Annotated in this window: 18 protein-coding genes; 13 read left to right on the top strand and 5 right to left on the bottom strand. The window is 57.8% G+C overall.

Annotation, left to right across the window (positions count from 1 at the left end; genetic code table 11):
• Positions 1-72: 72 nt before the first annotated feature.
• From brnQ to malZ, 3 genes are all read left to right on the top strand, one after another.
• The gene (gene brnQ, locus ACN28Q_RS06740) at positions 73-1,392 is read left to right on the top strand and encodes a branched-chain amino acid transport system II carrier protein (protein WP_095845638.1); all 1,320 of its coding nucleotides are present in this window, start codon (positions 73-75) and stop codon (positions 1,390-1,392) included.
• 167 nt (positions 1,393-1,559) lie between these two features.
• On the top strand, positions 1,560-2,966 hold the full coding sequence (gene proY / locus ACN28Q_RS06735; protein WP_095845637.1) for a proline-specific permease ProY: 1,407 nt from the start codon (positions 1,560-1,562) through the stop codon (positions 2,964-2,966).
• Between the two features lie 201 nt (positions 2,967-3,167).
• Positions 3,168-5,048 carry a maltodextrin glucosidase gene (gene malZ / locus ACN28Q_RS06730; RefSeq protein ID WP_095845636.1) on the top strand — a complete coding sequence of 627 codons (1,881 nt, stop codon included), beginning with the start codon at positions 3,168-3,170 and terminating at the stop codon, positions 5,046-5,048.
• A 355-nt stretch (positions 5,049-5,403) separates the two neighbouring features.
• Here malZ and ggt read toward each other — a convergent pair whose 3' ends face one another.
• The 3 genes from ggt to ACN28Q_RS06715 all read right to left on the bottom strand — a co-directional run bounded on the left by ggt (position 5,404) and on the right by ACN28Q_RS06715 (position 8,768).
• Positions 5,404-7,167 carry a gamma-glutamyltransferase gene (gene ggt / locus ACN28Q_RS06725; protein WP_095845635.1) on the bottom strand — a complete coding sequence of 588 codons (1,764 nt, stop codon included), beginning with the start codon at positions 7,165-7,167 and terminating at the stop codon, positions 5,404-5,406.
• Positions 7,168-7,363: 196 nt separating this feature from the next.
• Positions 7,364-7,966, bottom strand: coding sequence for a peroxiredoxin C (locus tag ACN28Q_RS06720; protein ID WP_095845634.1), 603 nt, complete (start codon positions 7,964-7,966; stop codon positions 7,364-7,366).
• 220 nt (positions 7,967-8,186) lie between these two features.
• Positions 8,187-8,768, bottom strand: a complete 582-nt coding sequence (locus tag ACN28Q_RS06715; protein WP_095845633.1) for an ACP phosphodiesterase — start codon at positions 8,766-8,768, stop codon at positions 8,187-8,189.
• A 120-nt stretch (positions 8,769-8,888) separates the two neighbouring features.
• Here ACN28Q_RS06715 and queA point away from each other — a divergent pair, with 120 nt between their 5' ends.
• A complete protein-coding gene (gene queA / locus ACN28Q_RS06710; protein ID WP_095845632.1) occupies positions 8,889-9,959 on the top strand; it encodes a tRNA preQ1(34) S-adenosylmethionine ribosyltransferase-isomerase QueA in 1,071 nt (356 codons plus the stop codon).
• 56 nt (positions 9,960-10,015) lie between these two features.
• The gene (tgt, locus tag ACN28Q_RS06705; protein ID WP_095845631.1) at positions 10,016-11,140 is read left to right on the top strand and encodes a tRNA guanosine(34) transglycosylase Tgt; all 1,125 of its coding nucleotides are present in this window, start codon (positions 10,016-10,018) and stop codon (positions 11,138-11,140) included.
• Here tgt and ACN28Q_RS06700 read toward each other — a convergent pair.
• A complete protein-coding gene (locus ACN28Q_RS06700; RefSeq protein ID WP_131929012.1) occupies positions 11,098-11,307 on the bottom strand; it encodes a hypothetical protein in 210 nt (69 codons plus the stop codon). The two genes, tgt and ACN28Q_RS06700, sit on opposite strands and share 43 nt — an antisense overlap.
• On the opposite strand from ACN28Q_RS06700, the gene yajC reads away from it, so the two are divergent.
• The 3 genes from yajC to secF are packed head-to-tail and all read left to right on the top strand — an operon-like array spanning position 11,294 to position 14,477.
• Positions 11,294-11,626 (top strand): preprotein translocase subunit YajC, encoded by a 333-nt coding sequence (gene yajC / locus ACN28Q_RS06695; RefSeq protein ID WP_095845630.1) that lies wholly within the window; start codon positions 11,294-11,296, stop codon positions 11,624-11,626. The genes ACN28Q_RS06700 and yajC overlap by 14 nt on opposite strands.
• 24 nt (positions 11,627-11,650) lie before the next feature.
• Complete coding sequence (gene secD, locus ACN28Q_RS06690) at positions 11,651-13,498, top strand: protein translocase subunit SecD (protein ID WP_095845629.1); 1,848 nt, start codon at positions 11,651-11,653, stop codon at positions 13,496-13,498.
• A 10-nt stretch (positions 13,499-13,508) separates the two neighbouring features.
• Positions 13,509-14,477 carry a protein translocase subunit SecF gene (secF, locus tag ACN28Q_RS06685; RefSeq protein ID WP_095845628.1) on the top strand — a complete coding sequence of 323 codons (969 nt, stop codon included), beginning with the start codon at positions 13,509-13,511 and terminating at the stop codon, positions 14,475-14,477.
• A 74-nt stretch (positions 14,478-14,551) separates the two neighbouring features.
• Here secF and ACN28Q_RS06680 read toward each other — a convergent pair whose 3' ends face one another.
• Positions 14,552-15,109 (bottom strand): SadB/YajI family lipoprotein, encoded by a 558-nt coding sequence (locus ACN28Q_RS06680; protein WP_095845627.1) that lies wholly within the window; start codon positions 15,107-15,109, stop codon positions 14,552-14,554.
• Positions 15,110-15,298: 189 nt separating this feature from the next.
• Here ACN28Q_RS06680 and nrdR point away from each other — a divergent pair, with 189 nt between their 5' ends.
• The 5 genes from nrdR to thiL all read left to right on the top strand — a co-directional run bounded on the left by nrdR (position 15,299) and on the right by thiL (position 18,913).
• Positions 15,299-15,748: a transcriptional regulator NrdR gene (nrdR, locus tag ACN28Q_RS06675; RefSeq protein WP_095845626.1), complete on the top strand. Its 450-nt coding sequence runs from the start codon at positions 15,299-15,301 to the stop codon at positions 15,746-15,748.
• An 11-nt stretch (positions 15,749-15,759) separates the two neighbouring features.
• Positions 15,760-16,869: a bifunctional diaminohydroxyphosphoribosylaminopyrimidine deaminase/5-amino-6-(5-phosphoribosylamino)uracil reductase RibD gene (gene ribD / locus ACN28Q_RS06670; RefSeq protein ID WP_095845625.1), complete on the top strand. Its 1,110-nt coding sequence runs from the start codon at positions 15,760-15,762 to the stop codon at positions 16,867-16,869.
• Between the two features lie 107 nt (positions 16,870-16,976).
• The gene (ribH, locus tag ACN28Q_RS06665) at positions 16,977-17,447 is read left to right on the top strand and encodes a 6,7-dimethyl-8-ribityllumazine synthase (protein ID WP_095845624.1); all 471 of its coding nucleotides are present in this window, start codon (positions 16,977-16,979) and stop codon (positions 17,445-17,447) included.
• A 20-nt stretch (positions 17,448-17,467) separates the two neighbouring features.
• Entirely contained in the window at positions 17,468-17,884 is a 417-nt protein-coding gene (gene nusB, locus ACN28Q_RS06660) for a transcription antitermination factor NusB (protein WP_095845623.1), read from the top strand.
• A 51-nt stretch (positions 17,885-17,935) separates the two neighbouring features.
• Positions 17,936-18,913 carry a thiamine-phosphate kinase gene (gene thiL, locus ACN28Q_RS06655; protein ID WP_095845622.1) on the top strand — a complete coding sequence of 326 codons (978 nt, stop codon included), beginning with the start codon at positions 17,936-17,938 and terminating at the stop codon, positions 18,911-18,913.
• Positions 18,914-18,920 lie beyond the last annotated feature (7 nt).

Genomic DNA, 18,920 nt, shown 5'->3' with positions numbered 1-18,920 from the left:
CGGCAACCCGGGTGGGGCGTTTCGCCACCACACAACAGGCAATTTTTTATTTAACAGGCAACACGACACCTTATGAGTCATCGTTTAACGTCAAAAGACATCATGGCATTGGGCTTTATGACCTTTGCCTTATTCGTCGGCGCGGGGAATATTATTTTCCCGCCGATGGTGGGTTTGCAATCCGGCGAACACGTTTGGACTGCCGCACTCGGTTTCTTGCTGACAGCGGTCGGGCTACCGGTGATCACCGTGATCGCATTGGCACGCGTGGGTGGCGGGATCGATGCGCTTAGCACGCCGATTGGCCGTAAAGCCGGCCTGGTGCTGGCCACCGTGTGCTATCTGGCCGTCGGCCCGCTGTTTGCCACGCCGCGTACCGCCACCGTTTCCTTTGAAGTGGGCATTGCTCCGCTGACCGGCGAAGGCGCCGCGCCACTGCTGGTCTACAGCCTGATCTACTTCGCGCTGGTGATCGCCATTTCGCTGTACCCTGGGCGCCTGCTTGATACCGTGGGCCGCTTTCTGGCGCCGCTGAAAATCATTGCGCTGGGTATTCTGGGCGTTGCCGCGGTGTTTTGGCCGGTGGGTGCCCCGATTCCTGCGATTGAAGCCTATGAGGGCGTGCCGTTCTCTTCTGGCTTTATCAATGGCTATCTGACGATGGATACGCTGGGCGCGCTGGTGTTCGGCATCGTTATCGTTAACGCTGCGCGTTCTCGTGGCGTGAAAAACGCCGGCCTGCTGACCCGTTACACCATCCTGGCCGGTTTGATCGCCGGGGTTGGCCTGACGCTGGTTTACCTGAGCCTGTTCAAACTGGGCTCCGGCAGCGGCGCTTTGGTGCCGGAAGCCACTAACGGCGCGGTGATCCTGCATGCCTATGTGCAGCATACCTTTGGCAGCCCGGGCAGTGCTTTCCTGGCGGCGTTGATCTTCATCGCCTGCATGGTCACGGCGGTCGGCCTGACCTGCGCCTGCGCCGAATTCTTTGCGCAATATCTGCCGTTCTCGTATAAAACGCTGGTGTTTATTCTGGGCCTGTTCTCGATGGTGGTGTCCAACCTGGGGCTGAGCCACCTGATCCAGATCTCGATTCCGGTGTTGACCGCCATTTATCCGCCATGCATTGTGCTGGTGCTGATGAGCTTCACCCTGCGTTGGTGGAACAGCGCCAAGCGTATTGTGGCGCCGGTTATGCTGGTCAGCCTGTTATTTGGTATCCTTGACGCCGTTAAGGCGTCCAACTTCAAACCGTTCTTGCCGGCCTGGTCTACCCATTTGCCGCTGGCTGAGCAAGGGCTGGCCTGGTTGCCGCCTTCGTTATTGATGCTGGTTATGGTCGCGATTTATGACCGTGTCTGCTCACGGGCTGAAGTGACAGTGCATCAGTAACCCCCGGTCTGAGTTTGGGCCACGGACATGTCCGTGGCTTTTTTGCGTATTAGAGCCTGCCCCTCCAGGCATTGATTTATCCGGCCCGCGGCGCTGTTCCTGGCGCAACGGGCTGAATCGGCAACACCATGGGGTGGGAACGGCTCGCAGAAAACAGGTTTTTTTGTATGCAACAGGAATCATCTACACAGCAACCGGCCAATAAGCTCAAGCGCGGCCTGAGCACCCGCCATATTCGCTTTATGGCGCTCGGTTCCGCGATTGGCACCGGTCTGTTTTACGGCTCGGCGGATGCGATCAAAATGGCCGGCCCCAGCGTGCTGCTGGCGTATCTGATTGGCGGCATCGTTGCCTTCATCATTATGCGTGCACTGGGGGAGATGTCGGTCAATAACCCGCAGGCCAGTTCGTTCTCACGCTATGCGCAGGATTATCTGGGGCCGATGGCGGGCTATATCACCGGCTGGACCTACTGTTTTGAAATCCTGATCGTGGCGATTGCCGACGTGACCGCCTTCGGTATCTATATGGGCGTCTGGTTCCCAGAGGTGCCGCATTGGATCTGGGTGTTGAGCGTGGTACTGATTCTCGGCGGCATCAACCTGATGAGCGTGAAGGTCTTTGGTGAACTGGAGTTTTGGTTCTCGTTCTTCAAAGTGGCCACCATCATTATCATGATCCTTGCCGGTATCGGCATCATCATCTGGGGCATCGGCAACGGCGGGCAGCCAACCGGTATCCATAACCTGTGGGCCAACGGCGGCTTCTTCAGCAACGGCATTATGGGGACGATTCTGTCGCTGCAACTGGTGATGTTTGCCTATGGCGGCATCGAGATTATCGGTATTACCGCCGGTGAAGCCAAAGATCCGAAAAAATCGATCCCGAAAGCCATCAACTCCGTACCGTGGCGTATTCTGGTGTTCTACGTGGGCACGCTGTTCGTCATCATGTCGATTTACCCGTGGAACCAGGTGGGCACCAATGGTAGCCCGTTTGTGCTGACTTTCCAGCATATGGGCATCACGGTAGCGGCCGGCATCCTTAACTTTGTGGTGATCACCGCTTCGCTGTCGGCAATTAACAGCGATGTGTTCGGGGTTGGCCGCATGCTGCACGGTATGGCGCAACAAGGCCATGCGCCGCAGATCTTCAGCCGGGTGTCCAAACGCGGTATTCCGTGGGTGACGGTGGTCGTCATGATGGCCGCGCTGTTGGTGGCGGTTTATCTTAACTACATCATGCCGGAAAGCGTCTTTTTGGTGATTGCTTCGCTGGCCACCTTCGCCACCGTGTGGGTGTGGATCATGATCCTGTGCTCGCAGATTGCGTTTCGCCGCAAGCTGAAGCCCGAGCAGGTTAAAGCGCTGGAATTCCCACTGCGCGGCGGTGTGTTGACCTCGGCGGTGGCGATTGTTTTCCTGGTGTTCATCATTGGCCTGATTGGCTACTTCCCGACCACCCGCGTTTCGTTGTACGCCGGCCTGGTGTGGGTTGTGGTGCTGCTGGCTGGATATTACATCAAGATTAATCGCCAGAAAAAACAGGCCGTACCGGCCGCCCAGCAAGAGTAATTGCGTAAGCGCCGGCCCTGTGCCGGCGCAGTTTTAATGCCCGCCTGTTTTACCACCGCCTGCTTGTAACCCGCAAAGCGCATCCTGTCTCCACCCCCTGGCTCCTCCCCGCGATTGCCGGTAAAAGAGGAGGGGGAATGCGATCCACTATGGCACTGTAAATCATTCGCCCGTTTTGTTTCGTATCACAGGAGAAACTTCATGCTCAATGCCTGGCATCTTGCGGCCCCGCCATTCGTGGCGCAGAAAGGGCCGTATCTGTACATTACGCTCTGGCTGCAGGGGGATGAACTGCCTGAACAGGTGTTTTTGCGCGCGGAACCGGATAATGAGGAATGGTTGCTGCCGATGAAAGCGCGGGCCAGCGAGGGGCTGTGGCGTTACCAGGCCCGCCTGGCCTTAAACGAAGGGGAAGCGACGCGCCGCTATTGTTTTAAGCTGGTGTGGGCGCATAGCCAACGTTGGTTTGGCCCATTGGGGTGGGCAACCATGCCGCCGGGGCAACTGGCGCAGTTTGCGCTGGATGTACCGGACAGCAGCCCGGCGTGGGTGGCCGATCAGGTGTTCTACCAGATATTTCCCGATCGTTTTGCCAGCAGCGGCGGCAGCCACGGCATCCAGGACGGCAGTTACTACCATCATGCGGCGGCAAGCGATGTGATTCGCCGCGATTGGCAACATTCACTGGAAGATAACCATGCCGCCTCCACCTTTTATGGCGGCGATTTGGACGGCATACGCCAAAAGCTTCCCTACCTGCAGCGTCTGGGGGTGACGGCGCTATACCTTAATCCGATCTTCACCGCCCCCAGCGTGCACAAATATGATACCGAAGACTATTACCAGGTGGATCCGTACTTTGGCGGCAACGATGCGCTGCTGCGTTTGCGAGTGAGTACTCGCAAGGTGGGTATGAAACTGGTGCTGGATGGGGTTTTTAACCACACCGGCGATTCGCACCCGTGGTTTGATCGCTACCAAAACCATGGCGATGGCGCTTGCCATAACCCGGCTTCCCCGTACCGGGGCTGGTTTAATTTCTACCCGGACGGGCAGGCGCTCAGTTGGAAAGGGCACACCAGCCTGCCGAAGCTGAACTTTGCCGCGCCGCAGGTGGCCCACGCGATTTATCTGGGGGAAGACAGCGTGGTGCGCCACTGGCTGCGGCCGCCGTACAGTATCGACGGCTGGCGGTTGGATGTGGTGCATATGCTGGGCGAAAATGGCGGCGCGGCCGGTAACTTGCGCCATCTGGCCGGGATTTATCAGGCGATCAAACAGGAAAACCCGCAGGCCTATGTGCTGGGCGAACACTTCGGCGATGCTCGCCGTTGGCTGCATGCCGGGGTGGAAGATGCGGCGATGAACTACATGGGGTTTGCTCTGCCGGTACGCGCCTTTTTGGCGGGTTTGGACGTGGCGCACCATCCGGTGCAGATCGATGCCGCCGCCTGCGCCAATTGGATGGATGAATACCGTGCCGGCTTGCCGCATGGGCGCCAGCTTATTTTGTTTAATCAGTTGGATAGCCACGACACCGCCCGTTTTATTACGCTGCTTGACCACAATATGCCGCGCATGCAGATGGCGTTGGCATGGCTGTTTTGTTGGATAGGGGCGCCTTGTTTGTATTACGGCGACGAAATTGGCCTGGATGGCGCGAACGATCCTTTCTGCCGCAAGCCGTTCCCGTGGGATGAAAGCCGTTGGAACCCGGTTTTGCTGGCACAGGTGCAACGGTTGGCGGCACTGCGCAAACGCAGCATGGCCCTGCGCCGCGGCGGCTGCCAGGTGCTGTACGCCGCCGGTGAAACGCTGGTGTTTGTACGTGCTTACCATCAGGAACGCGTTTTGGTGGCGTTGCAGCGCAATGGCGGCGGCGAGGTGGTTTTGCCGTACAGCCCGTTGCTGATGCCAGGTGCGTGGCAGCAGGAAGAGGGCGAAAGTCTGCTAATGGCAGAGGAAGGGGGCGTGAGGCTGCAGTTGACGGAGGAGTCAGTGGCGGTGTGGCGCGCCCTCACCCCAACCCTCTCCCGCAGGGAGAGGGAGCAGCCCGGCGTTGTTGATGAGCAGGGTGACTAAATATCGTCTGGCGCGAAATTCGGTGTTGGCTGATCAACTGGCCTTCTGGGCAGGTTCTGTCCCCTCTCCCTGTGGGAGAGGGTTAGGGTGAGGGCGGTTGAAGCGTAAATAAGCCTGCCCAACGGACATACCGGGCAGGCTCTGCTCCCTCTCCCTGTGGGAGAGGGTTAGGGTGAGGGCGGTTGAAGCGTAAATAAACCTGCGCAACAGGTATAGCGGGCAGGCTCTGTTCCCTCTCCCTGTGGGTGAGGGTCAGGGTGAGGGCGGTTGAAGCGTAAGAAGCCTGCCCAACGGGTACAGCGGGCAGGCTCTACTCCCTCTCCCTGTGGGAGAGGGTTGGGGTGAGGGCGAGGGCTTAATACCCGATGGCAGAACCGGCTGGGCGGCGGACGTCGTTGGCGCCGTACAGATAGCCTTCACGCACCTTGCCGGACACCGCCGAATCGTTGCCCGAGTTGGCCGGCGTTACGCCCGCAGCGCCAGGCAGGCCGACCAAAATCAGCTCCGCGGCGCCCCACGGGGTTTGTTCCACCATCTTGTAGCCCATGTCGTTGAGGATTTTCAGCGAATCAGCGGAAACGCCCCGCTGCTCGTAATACACCTCATCCGGCAACCACTGCTGGTGGATACGCGGCGCGTCTACCGCCTCCTGCGGCGCCATACCGTGATCGATCACGTTCAGCGCGGTTTGCAGGGTGATGGTGATAATGCGCGAACCGCCCGGTGAGCCGAGCACCATAAAGATTTTATTATCCTTAGTCACCAGCGTCGGGCTCATTGATGATAGTGGGCGCTTACCGGGGGCAATGGCATTTGCCGTGCCTTGCACCAGTCCGTACAGGTTTTTCTCGCCCACCTTCACGGTGAAGTCGTCCATCTCATCATTGAGGAAGAAGCCCGTGCCCGGGGCGATCACCACGGCGCCGAAGCGGCCGTTGACGGTATAGGTGGTGGAAACCGCGTTGCCTTCATGATCGACGATCGAGTAGTGGGTGGTTTCCGGTTTTTCATGCGGTTCCATTCCCGGCTGCACGTTTTCGGAAGGCGTTGCCTTGCCCGGGACGATTTTCGCCCGGATCTGTTCGGCGTAACTTTTACTCAACAGCCGATCGATCGGGTTGTTGATAAACGCCGGATCGCCCAGATAGGTATTACGGTCCATATAGGCGTGGCGCATGGCTTCGGCCATGGTGTGTATCGCCGCCGCCGAGTTAAAGCCCATGCTTTGCAGGTTGTAGCCTTCAAGAACGTTGAGCGTTTCACACAGCGCAACGCCGCCGGAGCTTGGCGGTGGCGAGGAAACAAACTTATAGCCGCGGTAGCTACAGGTGATCGGCGCCGTTTCGGTGACTTTATAGTTGGCGAAGTCGGCCGCCGTCAGAACGCCGCCGCCCTTTTTCGCCGCGGCTTCCACTGCCTGCGGGATTTTGCCGTGATAAAACGCATCCGGGCCTGCTTTGGCGATCGCTTCCAGCGTATGCGCAAGATCGGTTTGCACCAGGCGATCGCCCGGCTGCAGCGCCGAACCATCTTTACGCAGGAAAATCCGCGCCGCCTCGGGATCCTGCTTAAAGCGGGCGACGGTGGTATCAAGAATGTCAGTATCGGCGCGCGTCAGGATAAACCCTTCGCGAGCCAGTTTGATCGCCGGCGCCATGACCTGTTCGCGGCTCAGTTTGCCGTATTTTTGCCGCGCGGTTTCCATCCCCAGCACCGTGCCCGGCACGCCGGCCGCCAGGTAGCCGTACAGGCTGGCGCCTTTTTTCACCTTGCCGTCGGCGTCCAGATACATATTGGCGCTGGCGCCGGCCGGCGCGGTTTCACGGAAGTTGATAAAGGTATCGGTGCCGTCCGCCAGGTGTACGGTCATAAAGCCGCCACCGCCGATGTTACCGCAGCACGGGTTGACCACCGCCTGCGCGTAGCCGACAGCGACGGCAGCATCGATGGCGTTACCGCCCATTTTGAGAATATCGACGCCAACCTGCGAAGCCAGATGTTGCGATGTCACCACCATACCGTTGCGTGCTTCGACCGCCGGGTTCGAGGCGGCGTACAGGCTGCTGCTCACCAGCATGGCCGCCATGGTGAGCGGCTTGCCCCATTTTTGTAAAAACATAGTCTTACCTGCCCTGTCAGTTTTTATTGTGTTGGTTGTTTTTCATATGCCATAAATAATTTACCAGCGTGATAATAGTTACCACAGAATGGGACTCACGCAAAATGTTGAGGAAAAAATAAAGATAAAACAAGGAGGTAAATCAAAATCCGGCCAGCGGAGTTCCGCTGGCCGGCCGGCTGACATTCGCAGGGAATTACAGCTTAGCGGCGTTTTCAGACAGGTATTTAGCAACGCCATCCGGAGAGGCGCCCATCCCTTCTTTGCCTTTTTCCCACTGTGCAGGGCAGACTTCGCCGTGTTCTTCGTGGAACTGCAGCGCGTCGACCATACGCAGCATTTCATCAATGTTGCGGCCCAGCGGCAGATCGTTCACCACCTGGTGGCGCACAACGCCGTTGGCATCGATCAGGAAAGAACCGCGCAGGGCAACGCCGGCTTCCGGGTGTTCAATGCCGTAGGCTTTTTGAATTTCACGCTTAACGTCGGCAACCATTGCGTATTTCACTTCACCGATGCCGCCTTTATCGACAGGGGTGTTACGCCATGCGTTGTGGACGAATTCAGAGTCGAAAGAAACGCCGACCACTTCAACGCCACGTTTCTGGAATTCTTCATAACGGTGATCAAACGCGATCAGTTCTGAAGGGCATACAAAGGTGAAATCCATTGGCCAGAAAAACAGGACGGCAGGTTTGCCGTTCAGGTGTTTTTTCAGGTTGAAATTTTCAACGATTTCGCCGTTGCCCAGTACGGCTGCTGCAGTGAAGTCAGGGGCTTGACGAGTTACCAGGACCATGAATTACTCCTGTAATAGTTGGTAAGTGGTTGATGTAAAAGACGGCCGCAAGTATAGGGGCCATGTGTTGGTGAATAAAGGGTAAAAAGACCAATCGATGAGATAGCTTTCACCTATCGAAGCAATCAGTAAAACTTTTCGAAGATTAAAAATAACCTTTTTATGGCAAAGGGCAAGCCAGGCGATACCCATCTGCTGTAAAGCCGGTTAAACCCCTCAATTACAGCGTTTTTTCTTTCGCCATCTGCATCATCTGTGGGTAAAACTGCCAGAAATGTGTTTCAAGCTGATGATAGTGGCGCTCCACATCGTGATAGGAGCTTGCCAGCGCCGCCAGGCGCGGGCGGCGTTTGGCCATGCCCGCCAGCACGTTGGCGATAAAGGGCAGCTCGGCATAGCGTTCCAGCCAGCGCTCTTGCCACAGGTAATTGTTCAGGTTTTGGAAGCGCGCCGGCGTGTGCGGCAGGTGCGGGACGATCTGGCGGCGCGCCGCCTGGCTAAAGTGGACCAGGCTGATTGCCGGTTCGATCTGCTGCCAATGGCGTGCCAGGAAGTGATCCCACACCACATCCAGCGTGATCGGCGCGACGCGGCGGTGTTCAGGGCTGAAATAGCGACGGCAGGCTTTAACCTGCGGCAACGAATCGGTCAGCACGTCGATGCGGCGGTGCAGCATAATGCCGCTGACTACGGCGGCGGGATAGTCGCCTGCCGGGTTGCCGCGGACAAAGTCGGCCAGCAGATTGCCCAACAGGGAGCTTTCCGCCAACTGGGCCAAATGGAGATGCGCAAGAAAATTCATGCGGCAACTATACCTCAACGTGGGCAAATCCTCCTTATTTCTTGCTGCTGAACGCTCACCGCTTTAGACTAGGCCGCTTGTTTTTTACCAACCGACTAAATATTGAAGAAGTGAATATTCATGCGCGTCGCCGATTTTTCTTTTGAACTCCCCGAATCACTGATCGCCCGTTATCCGCAGGCTGAACGCAGCGCCTGCCGTCTGCTGCAGTTGGACGGGCCAACGGGCGAGTTGACGCACGGTGTATTCACCGATCTGCTGAACCAACTGGAAGCGGGCGATCTGCTGGTATTTAACAACACCCGGGTGATCCCGGCGCGGGTCTTTGGCCGCAAGGCCAGCGGCGGCAAGATTGAAGTGCTGGTAGAGCGCGTGCTGGATGAGCACCGCGTTTTGGCGCACGTGCGTGCGTCGAAAGCGCCGAAGGCGGGAGCCGAGCTGCTGCTGGGGGATGACGAAAGCATCAACGCTACCATGGTGGCGCGCCACGATACGCTGTTTGAGTTGCGCTTCAATGACGATCGCGATGTTTTCACTCTGCTCAACGCCGTCGGTCATATGCCGTTGCCGCCGTATATCGATCGCCCGGATGAAGATGCCGATCGCGAACTGTACCAAACCGTTTACAGCGAAAAGCCGGGCGCGGTGGCGGCGCCGACCGCCGGGCTGCATTTCGATGAGCCGCTGCTGGCGGCGCTGCGTGAAAAGGGTGTGGAGATGGCGTTTGTCACCCTGCACGTTGGCGCCGGCACCTTCCAGCCGGTGCGGGTGGAAACCATTGAAGACCACGTGATGCATGCCGAATACGCTGAAGTGCCGCAAGAGGTGGTGGATGCGGTGCTGGCCTGCAAGGCGCGCGGTAAACGGGTGGTCGCCGTGGGCACCACCTCGGTGCGCTCGCTGGAAAGCGCTGCAGCGGCCAGCCAGGATGCACCGATCGCGCCGTTTTTCGGCGACACCCGCATCTTTATCTATCCTGGCTATCACTATCAGGTGATTGACGCGCTGGTGACCAACTTCCATTTGCCGGAATCCACGCTGATCATGCTGGTTTCGGCGTTTGCCGGTTACCAGAACACCATGCATGCCTATCGGCAGGCGGTGGCCGAGCAATATCGATTTTTCAGTTATGGCGATGCCATGTTCATCAGCCGTAACCCGCAGGCGGAACAAGAAACCGTCGGCGCTTAACCCCCCGATATCCCTGTTAAACGACATCAGACTGTTTCTCTGATGCTGGAGGCTGAGTGAAGTACGAATTACAAAAAACCGATGGCCGCGCACGTCGCGGCCGGATGGTGTTTGAGCGCGGCGTGGTCGAGACGCCGGCCTTTATGCCTGTCGGTACCTACGGCACGGTAAAAGGCATGACGCCGGAAGAAGTTAAAGAAACCGGCGCACAGATCCTGCTGGGCAACACCTTCCACCTGTGGCTGCGCCCCGGCCAGGAAATCATGAAGCTGCACGGCGATCTGCATGATTTTATGCAGTGGCACGGGCCGATTCTCACCGACTCCGGCGGTTTTCAGGTGTTTAGCCTAGGGGCGATGCGCAAGATAAAGGAAGAGGGCGTTTACTTCCGTAATCCGATTAACGGCGACAAGATATTCCTCAGCCCGGAAAAATCGATGGAGATCCAGTATGATCTCGGCTCTGATATCGTGATGATCTTTGACGAGTGCACGCCATACCCGGCGGATTGGGATTACGCCAAGCGCTCGATGGAAATGTCGCTGCGCTGGGCGCAACGCAGCCGCCAGCGTTTTGACGAACTGAACAACAAAAATGCGCTGTTTGGCATTATCCAGGGCGGTGTTTACGAAGATTTACGCGATGTTTCAGTAAAAGGGCTGGTGGATATCGGCTTTGATGGTTACGCTGTGGGCGGCTTGGCGGTAGGCGAGCCGAAAGAGGACATGCATCGTATTCTCGAACATGTTTGCCCGCAAATCCCGCAGGATAAGCCCCGCTACCTGATGGGGGTGGGTAAACCGGAAGATCTGGTGGAAGGCGTGCGGCGCGGCATTGACATGTTTGACTGCGTGATGCCGACGCGTAACGCCCGTAACGGCCACCTGTTCGTGACCGAGGGCGTGGTAAAAATCCGCAATGCCAAGCACAAGGATGATACTTCCCCGCTGGATCCCGAGTGTGATTGCTATACGTGCCGTCATTATAGCCGCGCCTACCTGCACCATCTCGATCGTTGCAATGAAATACTGGGTGCCCGTTTGAACACCATTCATAACCTGCGCTATTACCAACGCCTGATGGCGGGTTTACGCCGTGCCATTGAAGAGGGTAAATTAGAGCTGTTCGTTGCTGATTTCTACGGTCGGATCGGCAAGCCGGTTCCACCTTTAAAGGCCTGATCAACGTCAACGCGCGGCACGGCGGCCGGCCAATGCTCCCCAGGCATATTCACCTTTGCTTCGGGGGCTATGGGGCTGGCGGCGCTGCGCTTTGGCAGTTGAAGGGCAAGAAACGCTTGATTAAATAATTGATAACTTAATGAGGGAATTTCAATGAGCTTTTTCATTTCCGACGCCGTCGCATCCGCTGGAGCCCCGGCTCAGGGAAGCCCGTACTCTCTGATCATTATGCTGGTGGTGTTTGGTCTGATTTTCTATTTCATGATCCTGCGCCCGCAGCAGAAACGTGCCAAAGAGCACAAGAAGCTGATGGATTCGATCGGTAAAGGTGATGAAGTGTTGACCACCGGCGGGCTGATTGGCCGCGTAACCAAAGTGGGTGAAACCGGTATTATCGCCATTGCGCTTAACGACACCACGGAAGTGATGATCAAGCGTGACTTCGTGGCGGCCGTTCTGCCGAAAGGTACCATGAAGGCCCTGTAATTATTTTTCCCGAAGGGAATTGCCGTGCTAAACCGTTATCCTTTGTGGAAGTATCTGATGCTGATCGTTGTGATCGTCGTCGGTCTGCTTTATGCGCTTCCCAACATCTACGGTGAGGATCCGGCCGTACAAATCACTGGCGCGCGCGGTGTCGCCGCCAGTGAAGCTACGCTGGACCAGGTCCGTACCGTATTAGAAAAAGACAACATCGCAAGCAAGTCTATCGCGCTGGAAGATGGCGCCATCCTTGCTCGCTTTAAAGATCCCGATGTGCAACTGCGTGCCCGTGAAGCCTTGCTTGAGGCATTGGGCGATAAGTACGTTGTGGCACTTAACCTTGCCCCGGCGACGCCAATGTGGCTGACCATGCTGGGGGCAGAGCCGATGAAGCTCGGCCTTGATTTGCGCGGCGGCGTGCACTTCCTGATGGAAGTGGACATGGACACCGCCCTGGGCAAGCTACAAGAGCAGACCATGGATACCCTGCGCAGCGAGCTGCGTGACAAGGGCATTCCTTACGCCACCATCCGCAAGCTCGACAACAACGGCGTCGAAGTGCGTTTCCGCGACAACGCCGCGCGTGATGAGGCCATCAGCTACATGACCCCGCGCCAGCGCGATCTGGTGCTCTCCGCCAACGGCACCAACACGCTGAAGGCCACGCTGACCGATGCGCGCCTGAGCGAAGCGCGTGAATACGCCGTCCAGCAGAACATCACCATCCTGCGTAACCGCGTCAACCAGCTCGGCGTTGCTGAACCTTTGGTGCAGCGCCAGGGCGCAGACCGCATTGTGGTTGAGCTGCCGGGTATCCAGGATACTGCGCGCGCTAAAGAAATCCTTGGTGCTACCGCCACGCTGGAATTCCGCCTGGTGAACACCAACGCCGACAGCACGGCGGCCGCCAATGGCCGTGTGCCGGGCGACTCCGAGGTGAAAAATACCCGTGAAGGGCAACCGATCGTGCTGTACAAACGGGTGATTCTGACCGGCGACCATATTACGGATTCCACCTCCAGCACCGATGAGTACAACCAGCCGCAGGTGAATATCTCGCTGGACAGCGCCGGCGGTACGACCATGTCCAACTTCACCAAGGACAACATTGGCAAGCCAATGGCGACCCTGTTCGTGGAGTATAAGGACAGCGGTAAAAAAGATGCCAATGGCCGTGCGATTCTGGTGAAGCAGGAAGAAGTGATCAACGTGGCGAATATTCAGTCGCGTCTGGGCAACAGCTTCCGCATCACCGGTATCGGCAACCCGAACGAAGCGCGCCAACTGTCGCTGCTGCTGCGGGCGGGCGCATTGATTGCGCCTATCCAGATTGTGGAAGAGCGCACCATTGGCCCAACCCTGGGGCAACAGAACATTACCCAAGGGCTGGAAGCGTGTCTGTGGGGCCTGGTGGCATCCATTGTCTTCATGGTGGTTTGGTACCGTAAATTCGGCGTTATCGCTACCAGCGCGCTGGTGGCCAACCTGGTGCTGATTGTCGGCGTGATGTCGCTGCTGCCGGGCGCTACGCTCACCATGCCGGGGATTGCCGGTATCGTGCTGACGCTGGCGGTGGCGGTTGACGCCAACGTACTGATTAACGAGCGTATTAAGGAAGAGCTGAAGAACGGACGTTCCGTTCAGCAAGCGATCCATGAAGGCTATAAAGGCGCGTTTTCCAGTATCGTCGACGCCAACATTACCACGCTGATCACTGCGGTGATTTTGTATGCGGTAGGCACCGGTTCGATCAAAGGTTTTGCGATAACCACCGCAATCGGCGTGGCAACGTCCATGTTCACCGCGATTGTCGGTACCCGTGCCATCGTCAACCTGCTTTACGGCGGCAAACGCATTAACAAGCTGTCTATCTGAGGAGTGCGTTGTGGCACAGGATTATACTGTTGAGCAACTCAACTACGGCCGTAAAGTCATCGACTTTATGCGCTGGGACTACGTGGCCTTTGGCATCTCGCTGGTGCTATTGATCGCGTCCATTGCCATCATGTCGGTGCGTGGCTTTAACTGGGGCCTGGACTTTACCGGCGGCACCGTCATTGAGATCAGCCTGGATAAACCAGCCGATCTCGATCTGATGCGCGACACGCTGGAAAAGGCCGGCTTCCAGGATCCGATTCTGCAGAACTTCGGCAGCAGCCGCGATGTGATGGTGCGTATGCCGCCGGTTTCCGGGCAGGCGGGCCAGGAGCTGGGCAATAAAGTTATCAGCGTGCTGAATGAATCGGTGGACAAAAGCGCCACGGTGAAGCGCATTGAATTTGTTGGCCCGAGCGTGGGGAGCGAACTGGCGCAAACCGGCGGCATGGCGCTGCTGGTTGCGCTGATTTGCATCCTGGTTTACGTCGGCTTTCGTTTTGAATGGCGCCTGGCGTTGGGGGCGGTTATCGCCCTGGCGCACGACGTGATCATTACCATGGGTGTGCTGTCGCTATTTCATATCGAGATCGATTTGACCATCATCGCCTCGTTGATGTCGGTTATCGGTTACTCGTTGAACGACAGCATCGTGGTTTCTGACCGTATTCGTGAGAACTTCCGCAAGATCCGCCGCGGCACGCCTTACGAAATTATGAACGTGTCATTGACCCAGACCCTGAGCCGTACCCTGATGACGTCCGGGACGACGCTGGTGGTGGTGCTGATGCTGTACATCTTCGGTGGCGCGATGCTGCAAGGCTTCTCGCTGGCGATGTTGATCGGTGTGTCGATCGGTACCGTTTCCTCTATCTACGTCGCGTCCGCGCTGGCGTTGAAACTGGGGATGAAACGCGAGCACATGCTGCAGCAGAAAGTGGAAAAAGAAGGCGCCGACCAGCCCTCTATTTTGCCTTAATCTGCTGTCGTCTCACGCAATAAAAAGAGCGCAGTCCGGCATGCCGGCTGCGCTCTTTTTTTATGCCGCTCCCGCTATGGCGCAGGGCTTTGCGCATCACGTGGCGTAATACTGTGCAGGCGGACATAGCCCAACTGCTCCGGCGTGACCCCGCTGAAACGCAGTTCAACCTGGCGCTCGCTGCTTGCAGGCTGCGTATCGCCAACGACGATGGGTTGCGACAGTGAGCCTGCGCTGAGCGGTTTCCCGCTGGCGCTATCCAACGGCCCCCATTCCACCACGGCATGGAACGGCGCCAGCGTGTGGCCAGACGGCACCTGCAGTTGCAGTACGGCCTGGGTGCCGCCGGCTTCGGGGCGGATCTGCGTGAGCGCAATGCTCAACTCGCCGATGCTGCTCTGCAATTTTGCCGGGCTGTTGGCGGCAGGCAGCAGGTAAGCGCCGCGGGTGGAATTTTGGTTCAGCTGATTTTGCTGTTCCAGCGCCGTGGCCTGGTTGGTCAGCGTACTCAGCTTCTGTTTTAGCTCAACCACCTGATTATGCAGCTTGGGTATTTCTGTTTGTTGCGCGCAGCCGGCCAGTAGCACTGCGGTAGCCAGCAGGCAGGCTGGGCGATAACGGGTAGAAGACATGGTGCCGTTTCCTTTGCAATAACGCTGGTGCCCAGCTTAGCTAGCCGCAGGTGGAAAGTCATGTTTTAGTGCCTGAACAGGGTAATGCCGGCCTGAGAAGCGGATCGCAACAAATGAGCGCTCGCTTTTGTTGTAACCGGAGTTCAGGTTACACTGTATTAATTCTCAGATTGTTTATCAGGACGTGTTATGCATTGCCCTTTCTGCGCCGCCGTTGATACCAAAGTCATTGATTCCCGCCTGGTTGGCGATGGTTCCCAGGTGCGCCGTCGCCGCCAGTGCCTGGTTTGTAATGAACGTTTTACCACCTTCGAAGTGGCGGAACTGGTGATGCCGCGGGTGATTAAAAGCGACGAAGTGCGTGAACCGTTCAACGAAGACAAACTGCGCCGGGGCATGCTTAAAGCGTTGGAAAAACGCCCTGTCAGCTCCGACGACGTGGAAAACGCCATTAATCATATAAAATCGCAGCTGCGCGCCACCGGTGAGCGCGAAGTGCCGACCAAACTGGTGGGTAACCTGGTGATGGACGAGCTGAAAAAGCTGGATAAGGTGGCGTACATTCGCTTTGCTTCGGTATACCGCAGCTTTGAGGATATCCGTGAGTTTGGCGAAGAGATCGCCAAGCTGCAGGATTAACAGGGTTTTTTATGCATAACGATGAATTTTACCTGGCCCGCGCTTTTGAACTGGCGCGGCTGGGGCGTTTTACCACGGCGCCGAATCCGAACGTTGGCTGCGTGATCGTGCGTGATGGCCAGATTGTCGGCGAAGGCTACCACCTGCGTGCCGGTGAGCCGCATGCGGAAGTGCACGCGTTGCGCATGGCCGGGGAGCTGGCGCGCGGCGCCACCGCGTATGTGACGCTTGAGCCGTGTAGCCATCATGGCCGCACGCCGCCCTGCGCCGATGCCCTGGCCGCCGCCGGCGTGCGCCGGGTGGTGGCCGCCATGCAGGATCCCAACCCGCAGGTCGCCGGCCGCGGCTTGTACCGGCTGCAGCAGGCCGGCATTGAGGTGCGCCATGGCCTGATGCTGGCGGAGGCCGAGGCGATCAACCCCGGCTTCCTTAAACGGATGCGCACCGGTTTTCCCTATGTGCAACTGAAAATAGGCGCTTCGCTTGACGGCCGCACCGCCATGGCCTCTGGCGAAAGCCAGTGGATCACTTCCCCGCAGGCCCGGCAGGACGTGCAGCGGCTGCGGGCGCAAAGCGCCGCCATTCTCAGCACCAGCGCCACGGTGCTGGCGGACGATCCTTCCCTGACCGTGCGCTGGGATGAGCTGGACAGCGGCACGCAGCGCGTTTATCCGCGTGAAAACCTGCGCCAGCCTCTGCGCATTATCCTCGATAGCCAAAACCGCGTGACGCCGCAGCACCGGGTGGTGAACCAACCGGGCGCTACCTGGCTGGCGCGCCTGCAGCCGGATGCGCAAAGCTGGCCGCAGGAGGTGGAGCAGCGCATCTTCCCGGCGCACGGCGGCGGTATCGATCTGGTAGTGATGATGATGCAGCTGGCGCAGAGCCAGATAAACAGCGTTTGGGTAGAAGCGGGCGCTCACTTGGCCGGCGCGTTGTTGCAGGCCGGGTTGGTGGATGAGCTCATTGTGTATATTGCGCCGAAATTATTGGGTGATAATGGCCGGGGGCTGTGCCATCTGCCTGGGCTGCAGGCGCTGGCCGATGCGCCGGAGCTGGTGTTTAGCGAAGTGCGGCAGATCGGCCCTGATTTACGCCTGCGCCTGAAGGCCAAAGCCTAAATCTGAACGCCTGCCGGCCGTTTTACAAAACCGCCGCGCAGGCGGATGAAGAATATGATAGAATCCGCCCCCCTGCGGGGTATTGAACTCATTTTTAAGGAAAGCCCATGAAAGTGATCGAAGGTGTTGTTGCTACTCCTAAAGCCCGTGTGGCGATCGCCATTGCGCGTTTTAACAATTTCATCAACGATAGCCTGCTGTCTGGCGCCATCGACGCGTTAACGCGTATCGGCCAGGTGGCGGATGACAACATCACCGTTGTCTGGGTGCCGGGTGCCTATGAGCTGCCGCTGACGGCGCGCGTGCTGGCCAACACCGGTAAATACGACGCGGTTATTGCTCTGGGTACGGTGATCCGTGGGGGCACTGCACACTTTGAATATGTGGCGGGCGAAGCCAGCTCCGGCCTGGGCAGTGTTTCTTTGAACACTGAAGTTCCGGTTGCCTTCGGCGTGCTGACGACAGAAAGCATCGAACAGGCGATTGAACGTGCCGGTACCAAGGCGGGTAACAAAGGTGCAGAAGCTGCCCTGACCGCGCTTGAAATGATTAATGTTATCAAAGCTATTAAAGCCTGAATTTAGTTAAGGGGAATTCCGTGAAACCTGCTGCTCGTCGCCGCGCTCGTGAGTGCGCTGTTCAAGCGCTTTACTCTTGGCAGTTGTCTAAAAATGACATTGCCGATGTTGAATTACAGTTCCTGACGGAGCAGGACGTCAAAGATGTTGACGTTGCTTATTTTCGCGAACTGCTGTCCGGTGTGGCGGTGAATGCAGGTACTCTGGATGCCCTGATGAAGCCTTTCCTGTCGCGCCAGCTCGAAGAGCTTGGTCAGGTGGAAAGAGCCATTCTGCGCCTGGCGCTGTTTGAGCTGAAAATGCGCGAAGATGTGCCTTACAAAGTGGCTATCAATGAAGCGATCGAACTGGCGAAAACCTTCGGTGCTGAAGATAGCCACAAGTTTGTGAATGGCGTGCTGGATAAAGCAGCGCCGACCATCCGCAAGAAAAAATAAAAATTAAGGCCGGGCGACCGGCCTTAAATTCATTTATCTGGAATATCGACCATGGCATGTGGCGAATTTGACCTCATTGCCCGCTATTTTGACCGGTTCAAGAGTGTGCGCCGGGATGTTCAGTTAGGCATCGGCGATGACTGCGCACTGCTGGCAGTGCCAGAGAAACAACTGTTGGCCGTCAGTACTGATACGCTGGTTGCGGGCGTGCATTTCCTGCCGGATATCGATCCGGCCGATCTCGGCTATAAAGCGCTGGCGGTGAACCTAAGCGATCTGGCTGCTATGGGCGCCGATCCCGCCTGGCTTTCATTGGCCCTGACCCTCCCTGAAGTTAACGAACCCTGGCTGAAGGCGTTCAGCGACAGCCTGTTCGAACAGCTTAATTACTACGGCATGCAGTTGATTGGCGGCGATACCACCCGCGGCCCGTTGAGCATGACGCTCACCATTCACGGCCTGGTGCCGGCCGGGCGCGCCTTAACGCGTTCAGGCGCCCGCGTGGGCGACTGGATCTACGTGACCGGTTCGCTGGGCGACAGCGCCGCTGGCCTGGCCATTCTGCAACAGCGCCTGGCGGTGAACGATGCGGCGGCGTGCAACTATCTGCTGGGCCGCCATTTGCGCCCGCATGCGCGCGTGCTGCAAGGGCAGGCGCTGCGCGATCTGGCCAGTGCGGCTATTGATCTTTCCGATGGGCTGATTTCCGATCTGAAGCACGTGCTCAAGGCTTCCGAGTGCGGCGCGCGCATTGATCTGGGTGCATTGCCGCTTTCCCCGGCGCTGATCGGCCTGGGCGACGCTGACCAGGCATTGCGTTGGGCGCTGACCGGCGGCGAGGACTACGAGCTGTGCTTCACCGTGCCGGAAATCAACCGCGGCGCGTTGGAAGTGGCGCTGGACCATCTTGGCACCGATTACACCTGTATCGGCCAGGTTGGCCCGCTTTCCGAAGGTATTACCTTCCATCGCGCAGAGCAGGTTGTCGAACTGCCCTGGGCGGGCTTTGATCATTTCCGCGGGGAGTAAATTGCCA

This window comes from Gibbsiella quercinecans, assembly GCF_002291425.1.
GTDB lineage: Bacteria > Pseudomonadota > Gammaproteobacteria > Enterobacterales > Enterobacteriaceae > Gibbsiella > Gibbsiella quercinecans.
The sequence above is the reverse complement of the archived record's forward strand: the minus strand, read 5'-3'. Positions and strand labels throughout refer to the sequence as shown.